Source organism: Haloechinothrix aidingensis, assembly GCF_013450155.1.
Taxonomy (GTDB): Bacteria; Actinomycetota; Actinomycetes; order Mycobacteriales; family Pseudonocardiaceae; genus Haloechinothrix; species Haloechinothrix aidingensis.
This window is the reverse complement of record NZ_JACCKD010000009.1, coordinates 239151-263966: the sequence shown is the minus strand read 5'-3', so window position 1 is coordinate 263966 and position 24816 is coordinate 239151. Positions and strand designations below refer to the sequence as shown.

24 protein-coding genes are annotated in these 24816 nt (G+C 69.1%); 21 read left to right on the top strand and 3 right to left on the bottom strand.

The features are described from left to right. The first annotated feature begins 40 nt into the window (after positions 1 to 40). The 3 genes from H0B56_RS21545 to H0B56_RS21535 are packed head-to-tail and all read left to right on the top strand — an operon-like array spanning position 41 to position 2292. Positions 41 to 1030 (top strand): DMT family transporter, encoded by a 990-nt coding sequence (locus tag H0B56_RS21545; protein WP_180894916.1) that lies wholly within the window; start codon positions 41 to 43, stop codon positions 1028 to 1030. A 60-nt stretch (positions 1031 to 1090) separates the two neighbouring features. Next, entirely contained in the window at positions 1091 to 1996 is a 906-nt protein-coding gene (locus H0B56_RS21540; RefSeq protein ID WP_180894915.1) for a bifunctional methylenetetrahydrofolate dehydrogenase/methenyltetrahydrofolate cyclohydrolase, read from the top strand. Then, a complete protein-coding gene (locus H0B56_RS21535) occupies positions 1996 to 2292 on the top strand; it encodes a DUF3017 domain-containing protein (protein WP_180894914.1) in 297 nt (98 codons plus the stop codon). Before H0B56_RS21540 ends, H0B56_RS21535 begins: the two co-directional genes overlap by 1 nt. Before the next feature lie 4 nt (positions 2293 to 2296). On the opposite strand, the gene H0B56_RS21530 is transcribed toward H0B56_RS21535, so the two are convergent. Beyond that, positions 2297 to 2485, bottom strand: coding sequence for a DUF1918 domain-containing protein (locus H0B56_RS21530; RefSeq protein WP_180894913.1), 189 nt, complete (start codon positions 2483 to 2485; stop codon positions 2297 to 2299). A gap of 109 nt (positions 2486 to 2594) precedes the next feature. Here H0B56_RS21530 and H0B56_RS21525 point away from each other — a divergent pair, with 109 nt between their 5' ends. The 12 genes from H0B56_RS21525 to pstB all read left to right on the top strand — a co-directional run bounded on the left by H0B56_RS21525 (position 2595) and on the right by pstB (position 15819). Next, on the top strand, positions 2595 to 3257 hold the full coding sequence (locus tag H0B56_RS21525) for a spermine/spermidine synthase domain-containing protein (RefSeq protein WP_180894912.1): 663 nt from the start codon (positions 2595 to 2597) through the stop codon (positions 3255 to 3257). 113 nt (positions 3258 to 3370) lie between these two features. Beyond that, a complete protein-coding gene (locus H0B56_RS21520) occupies positions 3371 to 3634 on the top strand; it encodes a Prokaryotic metallothionein (RefSeq protein WP_180894911.1) in 264 nt (87 codons plus the stop codon). 54 nt (positions 3635 to 3688) lie between these two features. After that, complete coding sequence (locus H0B56_RS21515) at positions 3689 to 4168, top strand: hypothetical protein (protein ID WP_180894910.1); 480 nt, start codon at positions 3689 to 3691, stop codon at positions 4166 to 4168. 325 nt (positions 4169 to 4493) lie between these two features. After that, entirely contained in the window at positions 4494 to 5717 is a 1224-nt protein-coding gene (locus tag H0B56_RS21510) for an NADP-dependent isocitrate dehydrogenase (RefSeq protein ID WP_180894909.1), read from the top strand. A gap of 117 nt (positions 5718 to 5834) precedes the next feature. Further along, complete coding sequence (locus H0B56_RS21505) at positions 5835 to 6557, top strand: hypothetical protein (RefSeq protein WP_180894908.1); 723 nt, start codon at positions 5835 to 5837, stop codon at positions 6555 to 6557. A gap of 8 nt (positions 6558 to 6565) precedes the next feature. Further along, complete coding sequence (locus H0B56_RS21500; protein WP_180894907.1) at positions 6566 to 6964, top strand: DUF4326 domain-containing protein; 399 nt, start codon at positions 6566 to 6568, stop codon at positions 6962 to 6964. Positions 6965 to 7053: 89 nt separating this feature from the next. After that, positions 7054 to 7860, top strand: a complete 807-nt coding sequence (locus tag H0B56_RS21495) for an exodeoxyribonuclease III (protein WP_180894906.1) — start codon at positions 7054 to 7056, stop codon at positions 7858 to 7860. Between the two features lie 842 nt (positions 7861 to 8702). Next, a complete protein-coding gene (locus tag H0B56_RS21490; protein ID WP_180894905.1) occupies positions 8703 to 11255 on the top strand; it encodes a bifunctional FO biosynthesis protein CofGH in 2553 nt (850 codons plus the stop codon). A 447-nt stretch (positions 11256 to 11702) separates the two neighbouring features. Further along, positions 11703 to 12785 carry an extracellular solute-binding protein gene (locus tag H0B56_RS21485; protein WP_180894904.1) on the top strand — a complete coding sequence of 361 codons (1083 nt, stop codon included), beginning with the start codon at positions 11703 to 11705 and terminating at the stop codon, positions 12783 to 12785. Positions 12786 to 12939: 154 nt separating this feature from the next. Beyond that, a complete protein-coding gene (gene pstC / locus H0B56_RS21480; RefSeq protein ID WP_180894903.1) occupies positions 12940 to 13884 on the top strand; it encodes a phosphate ABC transporter permease subunit PstC in 945 nt (314 codons plus the stop codon). Further along, the gene (pstA, locus tag H0B56_RS21475; RefSeq protein ID WP_180894902.1) at positions 13884 to 14960 is read left to right on the top strand and encodes a phosphate ABC transporter permease PstA; all 1077 of its coding nucleotides are present in this window, start codon (positions 13884 to 13886) and stop codon (positions 14958 to 14960) included. Before pstC ends, pstA begins: the two co-directional genes overlap by 1 nt. Positions 14961 to 15039: 79 nt before the next feature. Then, positions 15040 to 15819, top strand: a complete 780-nt coding sequence (pstB, locus tag H0B56_RS21470; protein WP_180894901.1) for a phosphate ABC transporter ATP-binding protein PstB — start codon at positions 15040 to 15042, stop codon at positions 15817 to 15819. 42 nt (positions 15820 to 15861) lie between these two features. Here the strand turns inward: pstB and H0B56_RS21465 are convergent, their stop codons facing one another. Together H0B56_RS21465 and H0B56_RS23560 are read right to left on the bottom strand one after the other, a co-directional pair. Further along, complete coding sequence (locus H0B56_RS21465; protein ID WP_180894900.1) at positions 15862 to 16536, bottom strand: response regulator; 675 nt, start codon at positions 16534 to 16536, stop codon at positions 15862 to 15864. Further along, complete coding sequence (locus H0B56_RS23560) at positions 16533 to 18218, bottom strand: sensor histidine kinase (protein ID WP_219632997.1); 1686 nt, start codon at positions 18216 to 18218, stop codon at positions 16533 to 16535. Before H0B56_RS23560 ends, H0B56_RS21465 begins: the two co-directional genes overlap by 4 nt. 247 nt (positions 18219 to 18465) lie before the next feature. Here H0B56_RS23560 and H0B56_RS21455 point away from each other — a divergent pair, with 247 nt between their 5' ends. From H0B56_RS21455 to H0B56_RS21430, 6 genes are all read left to right on the top strand, one after another. Continuing rightward, positions 18466 to 19470: a Bug family tripartite tricarboxylate transporter substrate binding protein gene (locus H0B56_RS21455; protein WP_219632996.1), complete on the top strand. Its 1005-nt coding sequence runs from the start codon at positions 18466 to 18468 to the stop codon at positions 19468 to 19470. A gap of 11 nt (positions 19471 to 19481) precedes the next feature. Further along, entirely contained in the window at positions 19482 to 19997 is a 516-nt protein-coding gene (locus tag H0B56_RS21450) for a tripartite tricarboxylate transporter TctB family protein (protein WP_180894898.1), read from the top strand. Between the two features lie 94 nt (positions 19998 to 20091). Then, positions 20092 to 21606, top strand: a complete 1515-nt coding sequence (locus H0B56_RS21445; RefSeq protein ID WP_180894897.1) for a tripartite tricarboxylate transporter permease — start codon at positions 20092 to 20094, stop codon at positions 21604 to 21606. Further along, positions 21603 to 22577 carry a tripartite tricarboxylate transporter substrate-binding protein gene (locus H0B56_RS21440; RefSeq protein WP_180894896.1) on the top strand — a complete coding sequence of 325 codons (975 nt, stop codon included), beginning with the start codon at positions 21603 to 21605 and terminating at the stop codon, positions 22575 to 22577. The genes H0B56_RS21445 and H0B56_RS21440 overlap by 4 nt, the downstream gene beginning before the upstream one ends. A gap of 91 nt (positions 22578 to 22668) precedes the next feature. Then, positions 22669 to 23805 carry an inner membrane protein YhjD gene (gene yhjD / locus H0B56_RS21435; protein WP_180894895.1) on the top strand — a complete coding sequence of 379 codons (1137 nt, stop codon included), beginning with the start codon at positions 22669 to 22671 and terminating at the stop codon, positions 23803 to 23805. 96 nt (positions 23806 to 23901) lie between these two features. Next, positions 23902 to 24807, top strand: a complete 906-nt coding sequence (locus H0B56_RS21430; RefSeq protein WP_219632995.1) for an SGNH/GDSL hydrolase family protein — start codon at positions 23902 to 23904, stop codon at positions 24805 to 24807. Positions 24808 to 24816 lie beyond the last annotated feature (9 nt).

Sequence of the window (24816 nt, the reverse complement as noted above, 5' to 3'; positions counted from 1 at the left end):
TGTGACAAGCACAGCCCTTGCGGCGGGTCGATTGTGAAGGATGAGCGAAATCGTCACCTCCGCGGACGGTAAGTGGCAGACGAGGAAGTTCCCGGGCGTGGCTCTGGCACTCGCCGCGGGAGGAGCCCTCGCCGTCCAGGCGCGTATCAACGGTCAGCTTGCCACCGATTTGGGTGACTCGATGCTGGCGGCGGTGATCTCGTTCGGCGGTGGGCTCGTCGCCCTGCTGGCACTGCTGACCTTCGTATCCGATATGCGCGGCGGGGTGCGCAGGTTGGCCGATGCCCTGGTTCGTCGCACGTTGCCTCCGTGGCACCTGCTCGGAGGTGCAGGCGGTGCGATGCTCGTCGCCAGCCAGTCGGTCACCGTCGGCGTGCTCGGTGTCGCCTTGTTCACGGTCGGTGTCGTCGCGGGACAGACGATCAGCGGGCTGGTCGTGGACAGGATCGGCCTCGGGCCTGCCGGGCCGCGCGCGATCAGCGTGCCACGCCTGGTCGGTGCGGCGGTCATGCTGGTGGCTGTGGTGATCACGATGCGAGGCGGCATCGTGATGGCAGGCGCGGGCGCGTGGCTGCTGGTCCTGCCGATCGTCGCGGGCTTCGCCATCGCGGTCCAGCAGGCCGTCAACGGCCGGGTGAGTGCGGCCTCGGGCAACGCCATGACGGCGACCCTGGTCAACTTCGCGGTCGGTACATCGTTCCTTGTCCTGGCATGGGTGGTGTCGCTGGTACTCAGGGGCGGTCCTACCGGCGCGCCCACCCATCCGATGCTCTACACCGGCGGCCTCATCGGCATCGGGGTCATCGCCGTTGCCGCGGTCGTGGTGCGCTGGACCGGGGTGCTCGTGCTGGGGCTCGCGACAGTCGCGGGTCAGCTTGCCGGCTCGTTCCTGCTGGATGTCTTCCTGCCCGCCCACGACGAGGACGTCACGGTGGCTACGGTCGTCGGGCTGCTTCTCGCGCTGGCCGCGACGGCCTGCGCATCGATCCCGCACAGGGAGCGGGGCCGGTCGGCTGCTCTGCGAGAATGAGCGCGTTGGGGCACGTGGTACGGCCGGCGTGCTGGCGCGTCCCGCGAGCCGCGGCACGGGATGAGGATCGAACCGGACGTTGGAGGGCAGGCTGTGGCCACGCTGCTGGATGGGAAGGCAACCAAGGACGCCATCTTCGCCGAGCTCGAGCCCAGGGTGTCCGCCCTTGCCGAGCAAGACGTGGTACCGGGGCTGGCTACGGTGCTTGTGGGGGACGACCCGGCCTCGCAGAATTACGTGCGGTCGAAGCATCGCGACTGCGCGGCAGTCGGCGTGCGCTCGATCAGCAGGGAGCTACCCGGGGACGTGTCGCAGGCAGAGCTGGAAGCGGTGATCGATGAGCTCAACGCCGACCCCGCGTGCTCGGGCTACATCGTGCAGCTCCCCCTTCCCGGACACATCGACACCGGCGCGGTCCTGGCCCGTATCGACCCGGCCAAGGATGCCGACGGGTTGGCTCCGAGCAGCCTGGGCAGGTTGGTGCTCGGGGAGCCGGGGCCGCTGCCGTGCACCCCGCGCGGCATCATCGAGCTGCTGCGCCGCTACGACATTCCGCTGGCAGGCGCCCACGTGGCAGTGGTAGGCAGGGGAATCACGGTCGGTCGCGCTCTCGGCCTGTTGCTGACGCGCAAGTCGGAGAACGCGACGGTCACGCTGTGCCACACCGGCACGCGCGATGTGGCCGCGGAGACTCGCCGCGCGGATATCGTCGTCGCGGCCGCTGGCGTACCGCACCTGATCACTCCGGACCACGTCAAGTCCGGGGCGGCCGTGCTCGATGTGGGCGTCTCCCGGGTGGACGGCGTGCTGACCGGCGACGTCGCGCCGGGTGTGGCCGACGTGGCTGCCCACCTGTCGCCCAACCCGGGTGGGGTCGGGCCGATGACGCGAGCGATGCTGCTCACGAACGTCGTGGAGGCCGCCGAGCGGGCCCGTGGTCAGGTCCTCGCGGGTCGAGGTGCGTGATGGTCTCGCGGCTCGCCCGCTGGCGGCAGCCCGTGGTGGCCCACCTGCCCTTCGGGGTGGTGCTGGTCATGGTGGCGGCGGGCATGGTGCGTATCGCGCAGTACCACTGGCGTGAGGGCGCGGCCCTGATCGCGTTGTCGCTGCTGGCGGCGGCGCTGCTACGTGCGGTGCTGTCCACGGAGCGCGCGGGCCTTCTCGTGATCCGCGGGCGCGCCGTCGATGTTGCGTACTACTCGGCCTTCGGGCTGATGATCATGTCTGTAGCGCTGACCATCACCGGCGGCCCGTTCCACTGACGGGCTAACGGTTCGGGTGCATGACCTCACTGTCGGGACCGGGATAGATCAGGCTCTCGTGCCCGTCGGAGAACCGGACGAGGTACGGCGGATGCCCGTCGTCGCCACGCACCTCGAGGATCTCGGCCTGTTGTTCCCCAGCACCGACGGTACGGCCGTGGATGAGGATCTGGTCCCCTGTCGTCGCTTGCATGCCGACCACCTCCTTGCGCGTCCCAGGGTAGGAGAGCGCGCTGTTGCGCGTCGATGGTTGGCGACCCGGTCCACCGGGTGTGGTGAGCGGGTCCCGATACCGTGGGTGCGTGGCTGAGGTCATCGATACGGCCGACGGCGTATGTGGGGTCATCGCGTTGCGTTCGGCCGACGAACATTACGAGGTCATCGCCGACGGCGTGTTCCTCATGGATACCCGGGACGGCGAGTCGGAACGCCTGATGATCACCAGTGTCGCCGACGAGATCGGCGCTCGCCAGGCAGGCTGTGCGCGCGTCCTGATCGGCGGGCTGGGGGTCGGGTACTCGTTGCGGGCCGCCCTGGACCACCCGGCGGTGGGCGAGGTCGTCGTCGTCGAGCGGGAGAAGGCGGTCGTCGCGTGGAACACGACGGGGCCGTTGCGGCAGGTGCACGGGGACGCGCTCGCCGACGATCGGGTGCGGGTGGTCGAGGCCGACCTGCTCGAGTGGCTCGGCCGCACGGACGAACGATTCGACGCGCTGTGCATGGATATCGACAACGGGCCGAGCTGGACCGTCAGCGAGAGCAACGCCGAGCTCTACACCCCGGACGGGGTGGAGCTGATGTGGTCGCGGCTGCGCGCGGGAGGTTTGCTGTCGGTGTGGGGTGCGCAGGACGACGCGACCTTTACCGCGCGGCTGCGCGCGCAGTTCGCCGAGGTGCGTACCGAGACGGTCGAGGTGCGGCGGGGCGAGCCCGATGTCGTCTGGGTGGCGCGCCGGGAACGCTGAGCCACGGCGACGCGTTCGAGTTGCCGGCCACCAGCACGAGGAGCACCCTTTGACGGTGAGCGGGCGCCGGTTGGCGGCGTGCCGCATGCCCAGTCAGGACAGGAGGTGCCGTTGTGGGTACGTGCGAGGTGTGCGGGAACGACTACTGGATGGCCTTCGAGGTGCGCACGTCCAGCGGTCACACACATGTATTCGACTCCATCGAGTGTGCCGCGCAGCGGATCGCACCGGAGTGCGAGCACTGCCGGTGCCGGGTGCTCGGGCACGGCGTGGAGGTCGACGGCCGGTTCTTCTGTTGCGCCCATTGCGCGCGTTCGGCCGATGCCGCCAAGGGAGCTGATATCCGCGACGCCGTCGGCGCGCATCCGGGCGTGTAGCTGACCGGCGCTGCGAGATACGGGGCACGGGTGTGCCGGCGATACGGTGGGCCCATGCGCCTGGATCGCCGGTGTCTCCGGTACGCCGTTTCCGCTCTCGCGCCCGCGGTGCTCGTGCTCGGCGCCTGTACGGACACGATCGCCGGTTCCGCGGCCCCGGTCACCTTCGACGGGGCAGAGCTGGTCGAGATGCTGGCCGGCACGTGGCAGGGGGAGTACACGTGCCCGCAGGGTCAGCAAGGTATGACGTTGGTCATCGACGGGGGTAGCCAGGGCGATGGCCAGGGGCGGCTGGTCGTCGAGTTCTTCGAGCTCAGCCACAACCCGGGAGTCGCGGAGGGAAGCTTCCTGGCGCGCGTCACCGTTGACGAGGACGGCACCGTGGAGTTCACCCCCGAGCGCTGGATCGAGCGACCGGACGGTTACGCGATGACCCCCCTGGTCATCAGCGATGCGATCGCGCGGGGGACCACGCGGCTGCGTGGCGATGTCGACTCCCCGGGGTGCGGGGAGTTCGTGGTGGAGAAGCAGTAGGGCTTCGCTCCCGCGCCCGGGCGAGCGTCCGGTCGAGCGTCCGGCCGAGCGTCGACGCGGACGGGTCACGGATAGCACGATGGGGTGAGTGCTGCGCCAGCAGGCATTACTGCTGGGTAACCAGGGGACGGGCGACAGGCTGCTCCTTTACCAGTACGCTTGTACCGCTAAGAAGTGCTGACGTCGAGCTCTGTCCCGCCCGCCGGAGCACTGCCGGGTAGTCGCGGCCGCCGACAGGCGGACCCGCCTACCGGGCAGGCGGACGGACCACCGCAGGGCTGATAACTAGAGACGCGAAGATCCGCGAGAGGAGCACCCGGCGCTCATGGGCAAGATCAAAGTCCAGGGGACCGTCGTCGAGCTGGATGGCGACGAAATGACCCGCATCATCTGGCAGTTCATCAAGGACAAGTTGATTCACCCGTACCTGGATGTGAATCTCGAGTACTACGATCTCAGCATCTCCGAGCGCGACCGCACGGATGACCAGGTCACGGTCGACGCGGCGAACGCGATCGCCAAACACGGCGCCGGTGTGAAATGCGCGACAATCACTCCCGACGAGGCGCGGGTCGAGGAGTTCGGGCTGAAGAAGATGTGGCGCAGCCCGAACGGAACGATCCGCAACATTCTCGGCGGCGTGGTGTTCCGCGAACCGATCATCATCTCGAACATCCCCCGTCTGGTGCCCGGCTGGACGAAGCCGATCATCATCGGCAGGCACGCGCACGCCGACCAGTACAAGGCCACCGACTTCAAGGTGCCCGGTCCCGGCACGCTCACCCTCACCTACACGCCGGAGGACGGCTCCGAACCGATGGAGTTCGAGGTCGCCCGCTACCCGGAAGGCGGCGGCGTCGCGATGGGCATGTACAACTACCGCAAGTCCATCGAGGATTTCGCCCGCGCGTCCCTGCAGTACGGGCTCGACCGGAACATGCCGGTGTACATGTCGACGAAGAACACGATCCTCAAGTCCTACGACGGCATGTTCAAGGACGTCTTCGCCGAGATCTACGAGTCCGAGTTCAAGGCGGACTTCGAGGCCAAGGGCCTGACCTATGAGCACCGCCTCATCGACGACATGGTCGCGGCCTCGCTGAAGTGGGAAGGCGGCTATGTATGGGCGTGCAAGAACTACGACGGTGACGTGCAGTCGGACACCGTCGCGCAGGGCTTCGGATCTCTCGGCCTGATGACCTCGGTGCTGCGCAGCCCGGACGGCAGGATCGTCGAGGCCGAGGCCGCGCACGGCACGGTGACCCGGCACTACCGGCAGCACCAGCAGGGCAAGGAGACCTCGACCAACCCGATCGCGTCGATCTTCGCGTGGACGCGCGGCCTGGAGCACCGCGGCAAGCTGGACGGCACGCCGGAGGTCGCCGAGTTCGCGCGCACGCTCGAGCAGGTCGTCATCGAGACCGTGGAAAGCGGCAGGATGACCAAGGATCTCGCGCTCATCGTCGGTGACGACACGCCGTTCCAGACCACAGACGAGTTCCTCACGAGCCTGGACGAGAACCTGCAGAAGAAGATGGCCTCGCGCTGACCCGCCGTTGCCCGGCCGGCGACGCGCCGACGGCCCCGCAGGCATACTGGTGTCAGGCGTTGGAGGTGGTCGTTGAAACTGGCCGATAACGGTGGGGAACTGGATCGAGCGCGACACGTGGACTGGCGCGACCGCACGTCCGTCAAGGGCGGTCCGCTCGTCCACGGGCTCGCGCGCGCGGGCTGGGGTGCCGGTGCCGTGGTCGGTGCGGCAGTCGTGCCCGGCGCGGTCGTGCTCGGCGGCGCGCTCGGTGGCACCGGTATCGGCGCGGCGCTGCTGGTGCTGGCCGTGCTGCTCGTCGCGGGGGCGGTGCCGGGTGCCGCGTTGGGCGCGCTCGCCCAGCAAGGCGCACGGTCATGGCTGTGCGCGCCGACCGAGCAGGAACAACGCTCGGCCCGCGCACGCTCGGCGCACGCCGAGCGACTGGACGCCTCGGACCTGGACGATTCCAGCCGGTGGGGTCGGCACTACCAGGCCTGCGCCGCGTCCGTCCACGCCTTCCACGAGCTGGTGCGTACGGTTCCGGCAGGCCGGAGCCGGGACTGGCTCGCCGATATCGGTGAACGCCTGGACGGCGAGCTCGCCGAGGCGTTGCGGCTGGCGCGGCTCGGCCAGCAGCTCGACAGCGGCGTTTCCCAGCACGAGGAGCAGGCGGCGACCCCGGAACGCATCGTCGAGCGGTTGCGGGCGGCGGAGGCCGACTTCGCAGCCACGGTCGAGCGCGCTTCGGCGATCGCGCTGGAGTCCACGGGTGACAGCGACTTCCAGCACCTGCACGCCGAGCTCGACATGCTCGCCGAGCAGGCCCCGCGGCTGCGCCTTCCCGGGGGGCACGAGTAAGGGGAGCCATGACGCACGCGCGGCTGCCTGACGAGTCCGCCACCTGGACGGAAGATGAGCGCGAACGCGCGGCACGGGTGCTCGACGGGCGCACGACCGTGGTGAACGTTCGCAAGTCCGGCCCGCACAAACGTCTCGTGCCCTGGCTGGTGCGACAGGATCTGTTGACCTACGTGGGGCACGCCGGCCCCCGGCACTCCTGGCCCGGGTCCGACTTCGCCAGCCCGTTCGTCAAGCAGGCCCGGACGGACCGTGCTGCCGCCAAGCGTAGCTACGAGCGGTGGCTCGACGAGCAGGATGAGCTGGTACGCAGGCTGCGTAGCGGCGAGCTGTCCGGACGTGCGCTCGGCTGCTGGTGCGCGCCGGAACCCTGCCACGCGGACGCGCTCGCGGAGCGGGCGGGCTGAGGGGCGGCTTCCGCCGCTTCCGCCGCCCCGGCCGGGCGCGAGCCGACCGGAGCGGCCCCTCCGTCGGGGGTGGCCGGTACGCTGCCGGCGTGCTCACGGTTTCCACGGTCAACGTCAACGGCCTGCGCGCAGCGGCCCGCAAGGGGTACACGTCCTGGCTGGACGGCACCGATGCCGACATCGTCGCGTTGCAGGAGGTCCGGGCCGAGCCGGACCAGCTGGCTGCCGGTGTGCGTGATCCGGAAGGATGGCATCGCACCATCGCGCCCGCCGCGGACAAGGGGAGAAACGGGGTGGCCCTGCTGTCCCGCCGGGAGCCGCACGAGGTGCGCGTGGGGTTCGGTTCCACCGAGTTCGACGCGGCGGGCCGCTACCTCGAGTACGAGTTCGAGAACCTGGTCGTCGGCAGCCTCTACCTGCCGAGCGGTGAGGTGGGTACGGCCCGCCAGGACGAGAAGGAACGCTTCCTGGACGAGTTCCTGCGGTACCTCAAGACGATGCGCGAGTACGCCGAGGCGGAGGGCAAGGAGGTGCTCGTCGCAGGCGACTGGAACATCGCCCATGCCGAGATCGACTTGAAGAACTGGAAGAACAACCAGAAGACCGCAGGCTTCCTCCCGGAGGAGCGGGCGTGGCTGACCAGGGTGCTCGACGAGGCCGGGTACGTGGACGTGCATCGCGCACTCGAACCGGAGGGGCCGGGGCCGTACTCCTGGTGGTCCTATCGCGGCAAGGCCTTCGACAACGACGCAGGCTGGCGGATCGATTACCAGATGGCGACACCCACCCTGGCAGGCAAGGCCGTGTCCGGACGGGTCGAGCGCGCACCCAGCTACGACCAGCGCTGGTCCGATCACGCTCCGGTGACGATCGCGTTCGACTGGGCGCTGCGCTGAGATCCGCTGTGCCGCGCGGGACGCGGGGCGCCCGGTGTCGCTCGTCGGAGTGGTTCGGGGCTGGGGAGAGGCGACACGCGTGCGGTATGGCGTGTTTCGCGAGCGGGGACGTGCACTATGGGGATGCGCGGTCGCCGATGCGGCGTACCGCGGCGGCAAGGCCGGGTCGTGCGTGATTCAGCGGGGTGGTCTCCCGCCTGTTACTCACCTCCGGTAGTTTCTGATCGTCACTGTTACTCGTGCCTCGCTCGAACGAGGGATGTGTATCGCTGGAGGTGCTTCGGTGCGTAGTCGAGTTCCGTCGCTGATGCGGAGCGTTCGGCACGCGGGAGCATGTAGCGCGCTCGTACTCGGCTGGCTCCTCACGTCCGCTGGGGTTGCCCCCGGGGTCGCTGCCGGGGCCGCTGTTGGGGAGCAGGCAAGTGTTTCTGGGGGTGCCATGTCAGGGTTGGCGAGTGTTTCCGGGGGCGCCGTGGCGGAGGCGCCGATTTTTGTGGCGCAGGCAACACAGGCGGGTGTCCCGTTCGGTCTTCTCGGGCCAGTCGGGGTGATCGCGGTCGGGCTCGGTGTGGCCGGGTTGTGCGCCGGGCTGCTCCGTGCGGCGAGTAGGCGTGCTTCCGGCGAGCGCGCCGATTCCGCTGCTCAGAACCGTGCTGCCGACCCGCCGGGGCAGGTCCCGACTGCCGTCACGTCCCGTACGGCGACGTCCGGCTGGGTCGGTGATCGTGCTCGCGCAGCGGAGCGGCCGGCCCGCGTGGACGGATCACCGGCAGCCTGACGGCAGCCCGCGAGACCGCAAGACTGTTGGCCAGTACGGCGACCTGAGTCGTAGTCTCGCGATCATGGCTGATTCCACACCCCACCCCACTTCCGACTCCGCGCCGACGACGTCCGCGATGCGCCGTGCCTTGCGGCGCGCCGAGGACGGTGTGCCGCTGGATGTGTCCGAAGCGGCGACGTTGCTGCACGCGCGGGGCGATGATCTGGAGCGCCTGCTCGCCACGGCCTCGCGGGTGCGTGCGGCGCACACGACGGACCAGGGGCGCAGCGGTGTGGTGACCTACAGCCGCAAGGTGTTCATTCCCCTCACCCACCTCTGCAGGGACCGGTGTCACTACTGCACGTTCGTCTCCGTTCCGGGCAAGCTGGACCAGCTGTTCCTGGAGCGCGACGAGGTCGTGGAGATCGCGAGGGCCGGAGCCGAAGCGGGGTGCAGGGAAGCGCTGTTCACCCTGGGGGACCGCCCGGAAGATCGCTGGCCGCAGGCACGGGAGTGGCTCGCCGCGCGCGGGTACGACTCGACACTGGACTACGTGCGCGCGTGCGCGATCGCGGTACTCGAGGAGACCGGTCTGCTGCCGCACCTGAATCCGGGGGTGATGAGCTGGGAGGAGCTGCAGCGGCTGAAGCCGGTGTCGCCGAGCATGGGAATGATGCTGGAGACCACGGCCGAGCGGCTGTGGTCCCAGAAAGGGCAACCGCACTACGGCAGCCCGGACAAGGAGCCGGCCGTCCGGTTGCGGGTACTGGACGACGCCGGGCGAGTCGGCGTGCCGTTCACCACCGGCATCCTGGTGGGGATCGGGGAGACCCACACGGAGCGCGCCGAGTCGCTGCTGGCGATCCGGCAGCGCGCGCGGCAGTACCGCCATATCCAGGAAGTCATCGTGCAGAACTTCCGCGCCAAGCCGGATACCGCGATGCGCTCCGAGCCGGACACGAACCTCGAGGAGCTGGCCGCCACCGTCGCGGTGGCGCGGCTGTTGATGCCGCCCGGGGTCAGCATTCAGGCCCCGCCCAACCTTGCCGGGCAGGAGCATGCCCTGCTGCTTCGTGCCGGAATCGACGACTGGGGCGGCGTCTCTCCTGTTACCCCGGACCACGTCAACCCGGAGAGCCCGTGGCCGCGGATCGACGAGCTGGCCGGGTGGACGGCCGAGGCAGGATTCGAGTTGCGTGAGCGGCTGACCGCCTATCCCCGGTACGTCAACGCGGCCGAGAAGTGGATCGATATCCGGCTGCACGAGCACGTCGGCGCACTCGCGGCCGATGACGGGCTCGCTGCCGGTGACTCGGTCGTCAAGGGCAGGCCGTGGCAGGAGCCGGACGGCGGGCTCGAGACCACGGGCAGGGCCGACCTGCACACCGCGATCGACACCGAGGGCAGGACAGAGGACCGGCGCGGCGACTTCGACAGCGTGTACGGCGACTGGGAGATGCTGCGCGAGGCGGTGCGTGATCGCGGCGCCCCGGAACGTATCGAATCCGATGCCCGCGACGGGCTCGACCTCGCCCGCCGCGACCCTGCCGCGCTGCTCGATCCCGCGCACGCCGACGCGGCGCTGGCGCTGCTGACCGCGGACGGCCCTGCGCTGGACACGTTGACCGGGCTCGCCGACGAGCTGCGTGCCGATGTGGCAGGCGAGGACGTGACCTACGTGGTCAACCGCAACATCAACTTCTCCAACGTGTGCTACGTCGGGTGCCGGTTCTGCGCTTTCGCGCAGCGCGAGCGGGATTCCGACGCGTTCCGGCTGTCCGCGGAGGACGTGGCCGACCGCGCGGCCGAGGCAGCCGCCGCCGGGGCGACCGAGGTGTGCATGCAGGGCGGGATCGACCCGAAGCTTCCTGTCACGTACTACGCCGAGATCGTGCGGGCGATCAAGGCCAGGGTGCCGGGGATACACGTGCACGCGTTCTCCCCGATGGAAGTGGTCTCGGCTGCTTCCAAGGCCGGGGTCAGCGTCGCCGAGTGGTTGACCGAGTTGCGCGATGCCGGCCTCGACTCGGTACCGGGCACGGCGGCCGAGATCCTCGATGACGACGTGCGGTGGGTCCTGACCAAGGGCAAGCTACCGGCCGCCACCTGGGTCGACGTGATCAGCACCGCGCACCGGCTGGGGCTGCCGTCGAGCAGCACGATGATGTACGGGCACGTGGACCGGCCGGATCACTGGCTCGGGCACCTGCGCACGCTCGCCGGTGTGGCCGACAGGGCGGCCGAACACGGCGCCGCGGGCTTCACGGAGTTCGTCGCTCTGCCGTTCGTGCACCACAACGCGCCGATCTACCTGGCAGGCGTGGCCCGGCCGGGCCCGACGGTACGGGACAACCGCGCGGTGCACGCCTTCGCGCGCCTGGCGCTGCACGGCCGGATCGCCAACGTGCAGTGCTCCTGGGTCAAGCTCGGCGAGCAGGGGACCGCGCAGGTGCTGCGCGGCGGGGCCAACGACGTCGGCGGCACTCTCATGGAGGAGACCATCTCCCGGATGGCAGGATCCGAACACGGCTCGGCGCGCACTATCGCCGAGCTGGAGAACCTCGCCGCGCTCGCGGGGCGGCCCGCGCGCGAGCGTACGACGACCTACGGTGCGGTTTCGGCGCCAGCGAGCTGAGCCGGACCGAGCTGAACCGGACGCCGTGCCGGGCCCGGTGCGTGGCTCGTCCTCAACCGGGTCCCCAACCGGGTCCCCAACCGGGTCCCCAACCGGCGTGCGGCACGCCTTCGCAGGCGCACCCGCGCCGGGCCCGGCGCGTGATCGGGTCGTGCGATCGACATCACGCTCATGGGTGCACGCAGCGATGTCCACCCGCGAAACGTGGCGCTACAGGCTACCCGAGCTCGATCCGGTGTGCCGGGATACTGTCGGCTGTCTCATACCCCGTCCCGGCACTTCGTTGTTGCACTGTGACGTCGCCCGGACGGTGAACCTTCGGCCCCTTGCCGTTCCCGTTCGGTTCACCCGCAGTGCCCTCCCGTGTCACGTCGCTCTCTTAGCGTTCGACCTGTCCGCGTTATCGCGCGGAGGGAATCGAGCACAATACCCCGAAAGAGGTCGATCGTGAATCGCACCAGCCTTGGCCGTTTCGCTGCGTTACCGACAGCCGGCGCCCTCGTTCTCGGAGTCGCGGCATGTGGTGCCGCCAACGAAGGTTCCGCCGAGGAGAGTGAGCTCGCCGGAACGATATCCGGCGCGGGCGCCAGCTCACAGCAGGCCGCACAGCAGGCATGGACGGCGGGCTTTCAGGACCAGTATCCGGACGTCACGGTGAACTACGACCCGATCGGCTCCGGGGGCGGACGCGAGCAGTTCGTCAGCGGCGGTTCGGACTTCGGAGGCACAGACGCGTACCTCGATGACGACGAGGTCGCCGCCGCCCGGGAGCGGTGTGCCGACTTCATCGAGGTCCCGCTGTACATATCTCCGGTGGCGATCGTGTTCAATCTGGACGGTGTCGACGAGCTGAACCTGTCACCGGAGACCATCGCCGGCATCTTCAACCAGGAGATCACCGAGTGGGACGACCCGGCGATCGCCGAGGACAACCCGGATGCCGAACTCCCGTCCTCGCCCATCGCGCCGGTGAACCGTTCGGACGAGTCCGGCACGACCGAGAACTTCCTGGAGTACCTGACCGCGGCCGCGGGTGACGCGTGGCCGCACGAGCCGAGTGGTGACTGGCCCGTGGCCGGCGGCGAGGCGGCACAGGGAACCTCCGGTGTGGTCGAGGCGGTACGCAACGGCGACGGCACCATCGGCTACGCCGACGCCAGCCAGGCGGGCGATCTGTCTACTGTGGCCGTTGGGGTCGGCGGCGAGTTCGTGAACTACTCGCCGGAGGCCGCGTCCACCGTCCTGGACGTCTCCGAACGGGTCGAAGGCAGGGGCGAGAACAGCTTCGCCTATGAACTGGCGCGTGACACCACGGAGGAGGGCACGTACCCGATCGTGCTCGTCTCCTACGGGCTGGCCTGCACCGAGTACGAGGACGATCAGGTCGGTGAGCTCGTCCGGGAGTACTTCACCTTCATGGCGAGCGAAGAAGGGCAGCAGCAGGCGGCCGAGAATGCCGGCTCCGCACCGATCTCCGGCGAGCTCCGGGAACAGATCATGCCCGCGATCGAGGCCATCGGCGCAGGCTGAACGCGCGGCGAACCGTCATCCGGGTAGCCGTCCCTGACGGCTACCCGGATGACCTCCTGTGCCGGACCGGAGATCACGCCAGGGATCACCCCGTACCACCGGGTGATCCGGCGTCGGCCGTCAACTACGACACCAGGGAAAGGGATACCAGGCTGTGCCGTTGAGCGAAACACCAAGCGCGGTCGCTCGCCCCCGACCGCGCGCGGGGGACCGGGTCTTCGCCGGACTGTCGACAGGCGCCGGTCTGTTGATCCTCGTCGTGCTCGCGGGCGTGGCCGCCTTCCTCCTGGTCGAGGCGTGGCCGGCGTTGACCGCCCCACCGGAGGAGGTTCCCGGTGGACGTGGCGTGGCGTTGTACGTATGGCCGTTGCTGTTCGGCACCGCGCTCTCTGCCGTCTTCGCGCTGCTTATCGCCGCCCCGCTCGCGGTCACGATCGCGCTGTTCGTCACCTACTACGCCCCGCGCGCCCTGGCACAGGGGCTCGGCTACCTCATCGACCTGCTGGCCGCGGTACCGAGCATCATCTACGGGCTCTGGGGCTTCACGGTGCTCGCCCCGGCCACCGTGGGACCCAGCGGGTGGCTGGCCGACAATCTCGGGTTCGTCCCGCTGTTCGCCGGTCCGGTCTCGGCGACCGGGCGAACCATGCTCGTCGCGATCCTGGTACTCGCCGTGATGATCCTGCCGATCATCACAGCGGTGGTGCGCGAGGCCTTCCGGCAGGTTCCGCGGCTGCACGAGGAAGCGGCGCACGCACTCGGCGCGACACGGTGGGAGATGCTGCGGATGGCGGTGTTGCCGTTCGGCCGGTCCGCGGTCATCGGCGCGTCGATGCTGGGGTTGGGCCGGGCGCTCGGCGAGACGATGGCGGTCACGATCGTGCTCTCGGTGTCCGGAGGTGTGACGGTCAACCTGATCAGCTCGGGCAACCCGTCCACCATCGCCGCCGACATCGCGCTGCAGTTTCCCGAGTCGACCGGCCTTGCGGTCAATACGCTGATCGCGTCGGGGCTCGTTCTCTTCGCCGTGACCTTCGCGGTCAACATGGCCGCGCGCACGGTGATCAACCGCCGTAGCGAGTTCTCGGGAGCGAACTGATGAGCGTGCCCACCAGGACAGAACGAGAGACGGACCTCCTTCGCACCGAGACGGCGCCGGTGCGCAGGACGTTGCCGCCCTGGGTCCCGTACGCCGTGCTGGCCGCTGCGATCGCCGTCGGCGGCGCCGCCGCACTCGCGGGCGTGAGCGCGGGCCTCGGCGCCGTGCTGACCGTGGTTCTCTACGCGGCCTGCGTCGTGACGGTCTCGCGACTTGTCGAAGGGCCGCGTAAGGCGAAGGATCGCGTGGTGACCACGGTCGTCACTTCCGCGTTCCTGCTCGCGCTCGTCCCGTTGATCTCCGTGCTGGCTACGGTGATCAGCAGGGGCACGGCGCGAATGGACGTGGAGTTCTTCAGCTTCTCGATGCGTGGCGTCGTCGGTGAGGGCGGTGGGGTCTACCACGCGATCACCGGCACTCTGATGATCACGGGTCTCGCGACGCTGATCTCGGTGCCGGTCGGCATGCTGTGCGGCGTCTACCTGGTCGAGTACGCGCGGGGAAAGCTTGCCGCGGTCATCACGTTCTTCGTGGACGTCATGACCGGCATCCCGTCGATCGTGGCCGGCCTGTTCGCGTACGCGCTGTTCGCGCTCATCCTCGGTCCCGGGGTTCGCATGGGGGTCATGGGCGCGGTCGCGCTGAGCGTGCTGATGATCCCGGTGGTCGTGCGTTCCACGGAGGAGATGCTCAAGCTCGTGCCCAACGAGCTTCGTGAGGCGGCTTACGCGCTCGCCGTGCCGAAGTGGCGGATGATCCTGAAGGTGGTGATCCCCACGGCGCTCGCGGGCATCGCCACCGGCGTCACGCTCGCCATCGCCAGGGTGATCGGGGAGACGGCGCCGTTGCTGGTGACGGTGGGGATCACGCAGAGCGTCAACCTCAACCCGTTCGACGGGCGTATGGCGACGCTACCGGTGTCGGCCTATTACCAGTACGTCAATCCGGGAGTGCCGCCGGATCCCGCCCTGGATCGCGCGTGGGCCGCGGCGCTCCTGTTGATCATTATCGTGATGGCGCTCAACCTCGTTGCCCGGCTCATCTCGCGCCGGTTCGCGCCCGAGGCCGGAGGCTGAGCATCACGGTGTCATCGCCGCGCCCGGACCACGTCCACCGGAGACGGTGCGTAACCGACGAGTAGCTAAGGACCCCGCTGTGGCCAAACACATTCAGGTCAAAGACCTCGACATCTACTACGACGAGTTCCTCGCCGTGCAGGGCGTGTCCATGACGATCGAGCCCCGGTCGGTTACCGCGCTGATCGGGCCGTCGGGCTGTGGCAAGTCCACGTTCCTTCGCTCGCTCAACCGGATGCACGAGCTCGTTCCCAAGGCCAAGGTCGAGGGGCAGGTGGCGATAAACGGCAGGGACATCTACGGCAACAATGTGGATCCGGTCGACATCCGTAGCGAGATCGGCATGGTGTTCCAGCGGCCCAACCCGTTCCCGACCATGTCGATCTACGAGAACGTGGCAGCGGGGATCCGCCTGACAGGTGCCCGGATGAAGCGCTCCGAAATCGACGATCTCGTGGAGCGCTCGCTTCGCTCGGCGAACCTGTGGAACGAGGTCAAGGACCGGTTGCACAAGCCGGGCGGCGGCATCTCCGGCGGCCAGCAGCAACGGTTGTGCATCGCGCGGGCGATCGCCGTCGACCCGGCCGTGTTGCTGATGGACGAGCCGTGCTCGGCGCTGGATCCGATCTCGACCCAGGCGATCGAGGATCTGATCAACGATCTCAAGCCCGACTACACCATCGTGATCGTCACGCACAACATGCAGCAGGCCGCGCGGGTGAGCGACACGACCGGGTTCTTCAACCTCGCGGATGTCGGTCAGCCGGGTCGGCTCATCGAGATGGACACCACCGCCAAGATCTTCTCGGCGCCGCGCGAGCAGGCTACGGAGGACTACATCACCGGCCGGTTCGGCTGATCGTCCCACCGGCGTGCGTGGCGCGCCGCCGTAGACGTCCGGTCACGCGCCCGCGATCCAGTGGTAGCGACGTTCGGGGCGTCCGGCCGTCCCGTACCGCAGCCGTACCTCGGCACGGTGCGACTCCGCGAAGAACTCCAGGTACCGCCTGGCGCTCACCCGAGACACGCCGGTGGCTTCGGCGCACTCCGTCGCGGACAGTCCGTCCTCCGCTGCCAGCAGCGCGTCCCGGACCAGCTCGGCGGTCTGCGTGGTGAGGCCCTTCGGCATCCGCGGAGTCGCCGGCGACGTACCGAACACCCTGTCCACCGCCGCCTGATCGGCATCGCTGATCTCGTGCAGCTTCTTGCGCTGCTCGGCGAAGGAGGACAGCCGCGCCTGCAGGGTAGCGGAGTCGAAGGGCTTGATGATGTAGTGCACCACCCCACCCCGCAAGGCCGTGCGTACGGTCTCCGCGTCGCGTGCCGCGGTGATGACCAGGACGTCGACATCGGGCACGCCGCCACCGCGCAGCTGGCGAAGGACGTCGAGCCCGCTCATGTCGGGGAGGTAGATGTCGAGCAGGACGAGGTCGGGCCGCCTGTCCCGGACGGCGGCAAGCGCCTCATTCCCCGTGCGTGCCTCACCGACGACGGTGAAACCCGGGATACGCTCGACGATCCCTCTGTGCACTCGCGACACCATGAAGTCGTCGTCGACGACGAGGACGTTGATCATGTGACACTCCCGCGCTGCTCGGTGTCCTCCGCCTGCGCCCCGTACGGCAGGTAGGCGATGAACTCGGCTCCGCCCCGCACAGCGGGCCCGTCCTGACCGCGGTCGGCAGGGCCCGGTTCGCCGTCCGGCCGGTCCGGCGCCGCCTGTATGCGCACCTCGCCGCCTCGGCGCGCGCAGATGAGCTGGATGATGGCGAGCCCGAGACCGCGCTCGGTGGGATCCCCTTCGTCCTTCGTGGAGAAGCCGTGCTGGAAGATCTTCTCGCTGAGCTCGCTCGGGACTCCCGGCCCGGAGTCCCGCACGCGCACCCACACGCCGCCGTTCCCGTCGGTCAGTTCCACCTCGACGAACGGCCGGGTGCTTTCCGTGCGACCGGAGTGGACGGCGTCGAGCGCGTTGTCGACGAGATTGCCGACGACGGTGACCAGATCGGCGGAGAGCTCCTCGCCCGTCGGGCCGAGTGCGGTGTGCTGTGAGATCGCCAGCTCGGCGCCCTGCTCAGCCGCTCTGCTCGCCTTGGCGATGAGGAGGGCGGCAAGCGAGGGGTCGGCCACGCGCGCGGTGATGTCCGCGCTGAGCCGCGCTCGCGCGCCGCCGATGCGGCTGACGTACTGGCTCACCTCGTCGTACTCACCCAGCTCGACCAGGCCGGTGATGACGTGCAGCTGGTTGTTGAACTCGTGGGCCTGCGCGCGGAGGGCCTCGGTGGTGGTGCGGGTGACATCGAGCTCGTGTTTGAGCGCGACGAGGTCGGTCCGGTCGCGCATGGTGGTAACCGTTCCGGCGTGCTTGCCGTCGGTGACCAGCGGCATCCTGTTGAGCGTCACCAGCCGGTCGCCCATGGGTACGACCTGGTCGCGCCCGCGTGCGGTGGTCGTGAGGACCTCGTACAGGCCGGGGTCGACGGCGAGCTCGTCCAGCCGCCGGTGCGTGCAGTCCTGCGGCAGCCTGAGCAGCTCCATGGCGGTGTCGTTGACGAGGGTGATCCGGTTTTCGGTGTCCAGGGCGAGTACGCCTTCCTTGATGCCGTGCAGGATGGCCTCGCGATGCTCGGCGAACCGGGCGATCTCGGTGGGTTCCAGTCCCAGCGTCTGCCGTTTGACGCGGCGTGCCAGTAGCACGGAGCCGGTGATCCCGACCGAACCGGCGATTCCCAGGTACACAAGCAGGTTCGGGGCGGCGGTGACCAGGCGCTGGGCCAGGTCCGGGTAGCGCCGCGCGGCCGCGACCAGCCCGATGACCTCGCCATGGTCACCGATGACCGGTACGTGCGCGACGAGGTACTCCTCGCCGCGGATCGAGCTCATGCCCGTCCACGCGCGGCCCTCGAGCACGGGACTGTCCCCGATATCGAGCCGCGTGTCGATATCGGCCGGGTCCGGCGAGGTCCGGATGCGCAGGTCCCTGCGCGTGATGATGAGCTTGTCCGCGCCCGAGAGGTTGCGCAGGCTTTCCGCCGTCGGCTGCAGGATGCCCTGGTTGCCCACGTCGCGCAGCCCGACGCGTACGGCCTCCCGTGTGGCGCCGGTCTCGGCGATGGCGCGCATGCGCTGGCTCTCGGACTGCCGGAAGCCGGCGTCGGCCTGCGCAAGGGACACGCCGGTGACCGCGATGAGTACGAGCACGATGATCGCGAGCTGGATGGCGAGGAACTGCCCGGCGAGGGTGAGCCTGGGGCGCACGTGCACACCTTTCGCGTCGTCCGGCGGACCGCGCGGGAGGCAGTCGTGCGGGTCCGGTTCAGGACCTCATCGTCCCCGGTGCGCGGGGTTCACGCACGCCAGTGCCCGGTGAACACAACGACCAGAACGGTCACTACCTTCACTGTCCTCGCAACGCACACAAGGGTTACCGGGCGGACATGGCCGCTGGTTGCATGTGGAGCACTTCACAGCCACTACGTGGCAACGAGAACCGAGGGAGGTCGACATGTCTGGTACCCGTGCCCGTGCGCGTGCGGTGCCTGCGGTGTTCGCGGCGTCGGCGTTGGTGCTGGCCGGCTGCGGCGCCGAGGGCGCCAGCGACAGCGGGGAGTGGTCCCCGCAGCAGCCGATCGAGATCACCGCCCCCGCCGACACGGGCGGCGGCTGGGACACGCTGGCCCGTACGAGCAGCAGGATCATGGAGGACGCCGGGTTGGTGGACCAGTCGGTCCAGGTCGTCAACAAGCCGGGCGGCGGTGGCGCAATCGGTTGGTCCTACATCGCCAACAACGCTGGTGACCCGCACAAGCTGTTCGTGACCAGCCCGCCCATCCTGTTCGTGCCGCTGGCAGGCGAGTCCGACTACGACCACAGCGACTTCACCCCGATCTCGCGGCTCGCCACCGAGTACATGACCTACCTGGTACCGGCCGACTCGCCGATGGACACGTTCGACGACCTCGTCGGTGAGCTGGAGGACGATCCGGGAGCGGTCAGTGTCGCCGGTGGGTCGGCACCGGGCAGCATGGACCACGTCGCCCTTGCCGGTGCCGCCGACGCCGCGGGCGTGGACGCCGGTGAGCTCAACTATGTCGCCTTCGACGGCGGGGGTGAGGCCACGACCGCGCTGCTCGGCGGGCACGTGGACGCGGCCGTCTCCGGTGCGGGCGAGAGCATGGAGCTGATCGAGGCCGGGGAGGTGAAGGCACTCGCCGTGTCCGCTCCGGAACGGGTCGGCGTGCTGCCGGACGTGCCGACGCTGACCGAGCTCGGCGTGGACTTCACCTTCGACATCTGGCGCGGCGTCATGGGCCCGCCGGACATGTCGCAGGAGGAGATCTCCTACTACGAGTCGGTCTTCGCGGAGATGATGGAGCAGGACTCCTGGAAGGAGGAGTCGAGCAAGCTCGGCTGGACCGACACCTACCAGGACAGTGCGGAGTTCGAGGCCTTCCTCGACGAGAAGCACACCGAGTTCGTCGACATCCTCGACGAGGTCGGCCTCCAGTAAGGCGCCGGGCCATGACCGAGTTTCGCTTCTCACACCGTACGATCGCCGTCGCGATCGCAGGTTTCGCGCTGGTGTACCTCCTCGGCGCGTACCACCTTCCCGACTTCGTGGCCGTCGACGTTCCCGTCCAACCGGCGACCCTGCCAAGGGGACTCGGTTACCTCCTCCTCGGCCTCGCGGCCATGCTGTACTTCCAGCGTGCCGAGCAGGCGGAGGAGGGGACCGCGACGGGCGAAACGGCAACGGAACAGCCTGCCGAGGCCGACGAGGTCGGCCTCGGCAGGCTGCGGGACACCCGGCTGGAGCTGGCCGTGTTCCTCGTCGCGGCGTGCCTGTATGTGGCGCTGTTCGCGGTCGCCGGGTTCGTGCTGGCCACCGCCGCCTACATCGCGTCGGCCGTCTGGTACCTGGGCTACCCCAGGCATCTGGTGACCGTGCTGACCAGCGTCACCATCCCGCTCGCAGCCTACATCGGCATGTCCGAGGGTCTCGGCGTGTCGCTGCCCAACGGTCCACTCCCGTTCTAGGTCGTGATCCTCGATCCCGCACAGCGGGTACGCGGGATCGAGGGCCACGACCCATCCCTCCGGGATCGGAACGTACGTCCTCACGGAGCTTTCCATGGATACGCTTACCCAGCTGGTGTCCGGGTTCAGCGTGGCGCTGAGCCCGGAGAACCTGCTCTTCGTGTTCGTCGGTGTTCTGGCGGGCACGATCATCGGGATCCTGCCCGGCCTGGGACCGATGACCGCGATCGCGTTGATGATCCCCATCGCGTTCGGCATGGACCCGACCACCGCGATCATCATGCTCGCCGGTGTGTACTACGGCGCGGTATTCGGTGGATCGACCTCGTCGATCCTGCTCAACGCGCCCGGCATCGCCGGGACGGTCGCCACATCGTTCGACGGTTACCCGATGGCGCGGGACGGGAGGGCAGGCAAGGCTCTCGCCGTAGCGGCCATCGCCTCGTTCGTCGGCGGCACAGTGGGTGTGGTCGGCCTGATGCTGATCGCGCCGACCCTGTCCAAGGTCGCGGTCAGCTTCGGGCCCGCGGAGTACTTCGGGCTCATGGTTCTCGGGCTGACCGCGGTCGTATCGCTGGCGGGCAAGAACGTCACCAAGGGGCTGATCTCCGCCGTCGTCGGTGTGATCATCGCCCTCGTGGGAATCGACTCCGCGACGGGAACCCTGCGGTTCACCTTCGACCGTCCCGAGCTGTACGAGGGCATCGACTTCCTGATCGTCGCGCTCGGTGTGTTCGCGCTCGCCGAGGTGTTCGTGTTGCTGAGCAGGCGCGGCCATGGCGGGGCGCAGGGCGGCGTTACGTCGTTGCGGTTGAGCAAGCGCGAGGTCAGGGCGATGACCCCATCGGCGTTGCGGGGGTCGGTGCTCGGCTTCTTCACGGGAGTACTGCCCGGAGCGGGCGCGACGGTCGCGTCGTTCCTGTCGTACTCGACCGAGAAGCGCATCGCCTCGGACGGGGACACGTTCGGCTCGGGCAACATCAAGGGCGTAGCCGCACCGGAGGCCGGAAACAACGGTGCCGCGATCGGGTCCTTCGTCCCGCTGCTCACGCTGGGGGTGCCCGGTTCGGGAACGACGGCGATCCTGCTCGGCGCGCTGCTCGTGCTGGGCGTGCAGCCCGGGCCGATGATGCTCGAGCAGCATCCCGGGGTGTTCTGGGGTGTCGTGGCGAGCATGTACATCGGTAGCATCGTGCTGCTGATCCTGAACCTGCCACTGATCCCGCTGTTCGCCAAGGTGCTGAACACCCCGAAGGCGGTACTGTTGCCGCTGGTTGTCGTGTTCTGCGTGATGGGTGTGTACGGTCTGAGCTTCAGCGTGTTCGACCTGTGGCTGCTGATCGGCTTCGGTGTGCTCGGGTTCCTGATGCGGGCGAACTCGTTCCCCGCCGCACCGCTGATCCTCGGCCTCATCCTCGGCGGACTGATGGAGCGGAACATGCGGCAGGCCTTGCAGATATCCGGAGGCGACTGGTCGGTGTTCGTGACCCAGCCCATCCCTGCCGTCCTGCTCGGGCTGGCGGCCGCCTCGCTGCTGCCGACCGTCATCGGCCTGATCCGGCGCAGGCGCGAGCGGGCCGACCGTGAGCGAGAGGTTCCCGCGGCGTGATCCGGTACGCCCGCCTGTGCGCCGTGACGGCCTCGGTGCTGTTGCTGCTCACCGCCTGCACGGCCGCGCCTGGGCCGGGTGAGCTCCGCATCATCGTGCCGACACCTCCCGGCGGAGGTTTCGACCAGACCGCGCGGACCCTGGCGGGTGCCCTCGAGGAGACCGAGCTGGCCGAGGACGCGGATGTGGTCAACATGCCGGGTGATGCGGGCATGGCCGCGCTGTCCCGGGTGCGTTACGAGGAAGGCGACGGGGCACTGCTGCTGCAGATGGGCCTCGGGCTCGTTGCCACGGCCCACATCACCGGGTTTACCGGTGAGCTCGCCGAGCTCACCCCGCTTGCCAGGCTGATCGAGGAGTCCGAGGCGATCGTGGTGCCCGCCGGGTCCGAGTACGAGAACCTGCCGGAGCTGGCCGACCGACTGCGCAGGCACCCGGAGGAGATCTCGGCCGGTGGCGGCTCGCAACCGGGCGGGCCGGACCATCTCGCCGTCATGTTGCTCGCCGAGGAACTCGGGGTCGACCCGGGGAACCTCGATTACGAACCCTACGACGGGGGAGGTGAGATCCTGGCGGCGTTACTCAGCCGCGAGGTCGACTTCGCCGCGATGGGGGCTGGTGAGCACCTGCGCGCCGTCGAGGCAGGCGAGCTGCGGGTGCTGGCCGTGACCGGGCCGGAGCGGGTAGCCGGTATCGACGCTCCCACCCTGCGCGAGCTGGGGATGGATCTCGAGTTCCTGAACTGGCGCGGGGTACTCGCACCACCGGGGCTGGACGAGGAGGACCACGAGGTGCTGCTCGAGGTGCTCGACGAGCTGCGCCGGTCACCGGAGTGGGCCGCGGCACTCGACCGGTACGGCTGGTCGGAGGCCTACCTCGCAGGCCCGGACTACCAGGAGTTCCTCGCCACCGAGGCCGAGCGTGTCGGCGATGTGCTCGACTCCCTCGGTCCGGACACGGACGGTGAGTAGCGCCCTGCCGCTGAGTAAGTGAGCACGCCACTCGGTACGACACCGGCACGGTGTCCACAGCGGAACGCGACCGAGCGGTTACCGTTGGCACGTGGCAGCAGATCGACGTAGGTCGGATGACCGGCCGGCCAAGCAGAAGGCGCAGCGGGTCGCCAGGGGCGCACAGCAGGTCGTGCCGAGCGTGCGGCAACGCTACCCGGCGATCGATCACCTCGTCCGTGCGAAAGAGGCGTTCGGCGACCGGTACGGAACCCACTACGCGGCGGCGATCACGTACTTCAGCGTGCTCTCCCTCGTACCCATCCTGATGGTCGGTTTCGCCATCGCGGGCTACATCCTGGCCGCCGATCCCACGCTGCTCGCGGATCTCCAATCGCGACTGCAACGGGCCGCCCCCGTCGGCCTGAGGGAGACCGTCGGGGAAGTCGTCGAGACCGCAGTGGACTCTCGCGCGACCGTGGGGGTTCTGGGGCTCGCCACAGCCCTGTACTCCGGTATCGGATGGATGCGCAATCTGCGGGATGCCCTCACCGCGCAGTGGGGCCAGGAACGCAAGAAGCGCCCGCTGCTCAAGGGCACGGCTCGCGACCTGCTCGCACTCCTCGGGCTGGGGTTCGCCCTGATCGTTTCCTTCGCGTTGACCACGGCAGGGTCCACGGCCGCGAACTCGCTGCTCACCCTGATCGGGCTGGAGGACGACCTGCCGGCCAGGATCGGGCTGACGACGCTGATGACCGTGCTGTCCCTCGCCGCGAACTGGCTGGTGTTCCTCTGGGTCATCGCGCGGTTGCCGCGCGAGCGGGTGACGTTGCGTAGCGCCGTCAAGGGCGCGCTCATCGCCGCGGTGGGGTTCGAGGTCCTCAAGCAGATCGCGTCCCTGTTCATCGCAAGCGTGATGTCGTCGCCGACCGGCGCGCTGTTCGGGCCGATCATCGGGTTGCTGGTCTTCGCCAACCTCGTGTCCCGCTTCCTGCTGTTCGTCACCGCGTGGACGGCCACGGCGACCGAGAACATCGTGCAGACCGTCTCCCCTCCCGGCCCTGTCGAAGTACGGCCGCTCGTGCACGTGCGGCGCGGAGCCAGTGCCCGGCAGGCCGTGGGCATCCTCGGCACCGGGGCGCTGCTCGGCGGCGGGGCGCGCTGGCTGTGGCGGCGCTCGCGCGGCAGCGCGGGGCAGCCGTCCCCGGAGGCGTCCCCGGAAAAGCGTGCGGAGGGACGCGGGGAGTGACGCTGTGTCACCGGTCGCGAGCGGCACTCTCCCTTTCGGTCGATTGATCCGGAGTGGCCTGTCCGGCAGCCTCAGGGGTCGGAGGTCGACCACGCCATGCCCGAACGCCCCGCCCGCTCACCGCGGCTCGCCACCCATGTCCCGCACCGCGCGGGCCGGGCCGGTGGGTACACCGGCTCCCGCCGGTCCCGTGCCCGGGTGTTGCTGGCGCTGATGCTGGTCGCCGCTCTCGCAGCGGGCGGGTTCGCCGGCACCGAGCGGCACGCACACGCCGGCGGGGTGTCCTATGTAGCTCTCGGTGACTCCTACTCGTCCGGCGTCGGATCCCGGACGTACTACGAGTCCGATGACGAGTGCTATCGCTCGCCTGCCGGTTACCCGGCCTTGCTGTCCGCGGAACTCGGCGGGCGGCTGGACTTCCAGGCGTGCTCGGGCGCGGGGGTGACAGCCGTCCGGGTGAACCAGCTCGACGCGCTGGACGCCGCGACGACGCACGTGACCGTATCGGTAGGGGGCAACGATGCCGGTTTCGCGCGCGTGCTGACGGCCTGCGCCCGGCCGTGGCCGTACACCTGCTGGGACGAGATCGACTCGGCGAAGACGGTCATCACCGAATCCCTGCCCGGCAGGCTGGACACGCTCTATGCCGAGATCGTCGAGCGTGCTCCGAACGCGACCGTCGTCGCGGTCGGTTATCCCCGGTTGTTCAACGGCGAGCAGTGCAACCTCGCCGCGCAGATCACGCCGAGCGAGCAAGCGGAGCTGAACGCCACGGCGGACCTGCTCGCGGAGGTGACCGGTGACCGGGCGGCAGCACACGGCCTCGGCTTCGCCGATCCGCGCGAGGCGTTCCTCGGGCACGCGGTGTGCGACAGCGCGGAGTGGATCAACGGCGTGTCGTACCCGATCCTGGAGTCGTACCATCCGAACCGGACGGGGTATGCCCGTGGCTACGTCCCGGTGGTCGCCGATCGGCTCGCGGCGGGCGTCCCCGCGGCGTAGCCTGCGCCG

Excerpts from the sequence above, each read along its gene's own strand:
- pstA (WP_180894902.1), top strand. The coding sequence starts at position 13,884 with ATGAGCGTGCCCACCAGGACAGAACGAGAGACGGACCTCCTTCGCACC.
- H0B56_RS21545 (WP_180894916.1), top strand. The coding sequence starts at position 41 with ATGAGCGAAATCGTCACCTCCGCGGACGGTAAGTGGCAGACGAGGAAG.
- H0B56_RS21515 (WP_180894910.1), top strand. The coding sequence starts at position 3,689 with ATGCGCCTGGATCGCCGGTGTCTCCGGTACGCCGTTTCCGCTCTCGCG.
- H0B56_RS21500 (WP_180894907.1), top strand. The coding sequence starts at position 6,566 with ATGACGCACGCGCGGCTGCCTGACGAGTCCGCCACCTGGACGGAAGAT.
- H0B56_RS21445 (WP_180894897.1), top strand. The coding sequence starts at position 20,092 with ATGGATACGCTTACCCAGCTGGTGTCCGGGTTCAGCGTGGCGCTGAGC.
- H0B56_RS21530 (WP_180894913.1), bottom strand. The coding sequence starts at position 2,485 with ATGCAAGCGACGACAGGGGACCAGATCCTCATCCACGGCCGTACCGTC.
- H0B56_RS21465 (WP_180894900.1), bottom strand. The coding sequence starts at position 16,536 with ATGATCAACGTCCTCGTCGTCGACGACGACTTCATGGTGTCGCGAGTG.
- H0B56_RS21490 (WP_180894905.1), top strand. The coding sequence starts at position 8,703 with ATGGCTGATTCCACACCCCACCCCACTTCCGACTCCGCGCCGACGACG.
- H0B56_RS21430 (WP_219632995.1), top strand. The coding sequence starts at position 23,902 with ATGCCCGAACGCCCCGCCCGCTCACCGCGGCTCGCCACCCATGTCCCG.
- H0B56_RS21450 (WP_180894898.1), top strand. The coding sequence starts at position 19,482 with ATGACCGAGTTTCGCTTCTCACACCGTACGATCGCCGTCGCGATCGCA.
- H0B56_RS21535 (WP_180894914.1), top strand. The coding sequence starts at position 1,996 with ATGGTCTCGCGGCTCGCCCGCTGGCGGCAGCCCGTGGTGGCCCACCTG.
- H0B56_RS21540 (WP_180894915.1), top strand. The coding sequence starts at position 1,091 with ATGAGGATCGAACCGGACGTTGGAGGGCAGGCTGTGGCCACGCTGCTG.
- H0B56_RS21455 (WP_219632996.1), top strand. The coding sequence starts at position 18,466 with ATGTCTGGTACCCGTGCCCGTGCGCGTGCGGTGCCTGCGGTGTTCGCG.
- H0B56_RS21510 (WP_180894909.1), top strand. The coding sequence starts at position 4,494 with ATGGGCAAGATCAAAGTCCAGGGGACCGTCGTCGAGCTGGATGGCGAC.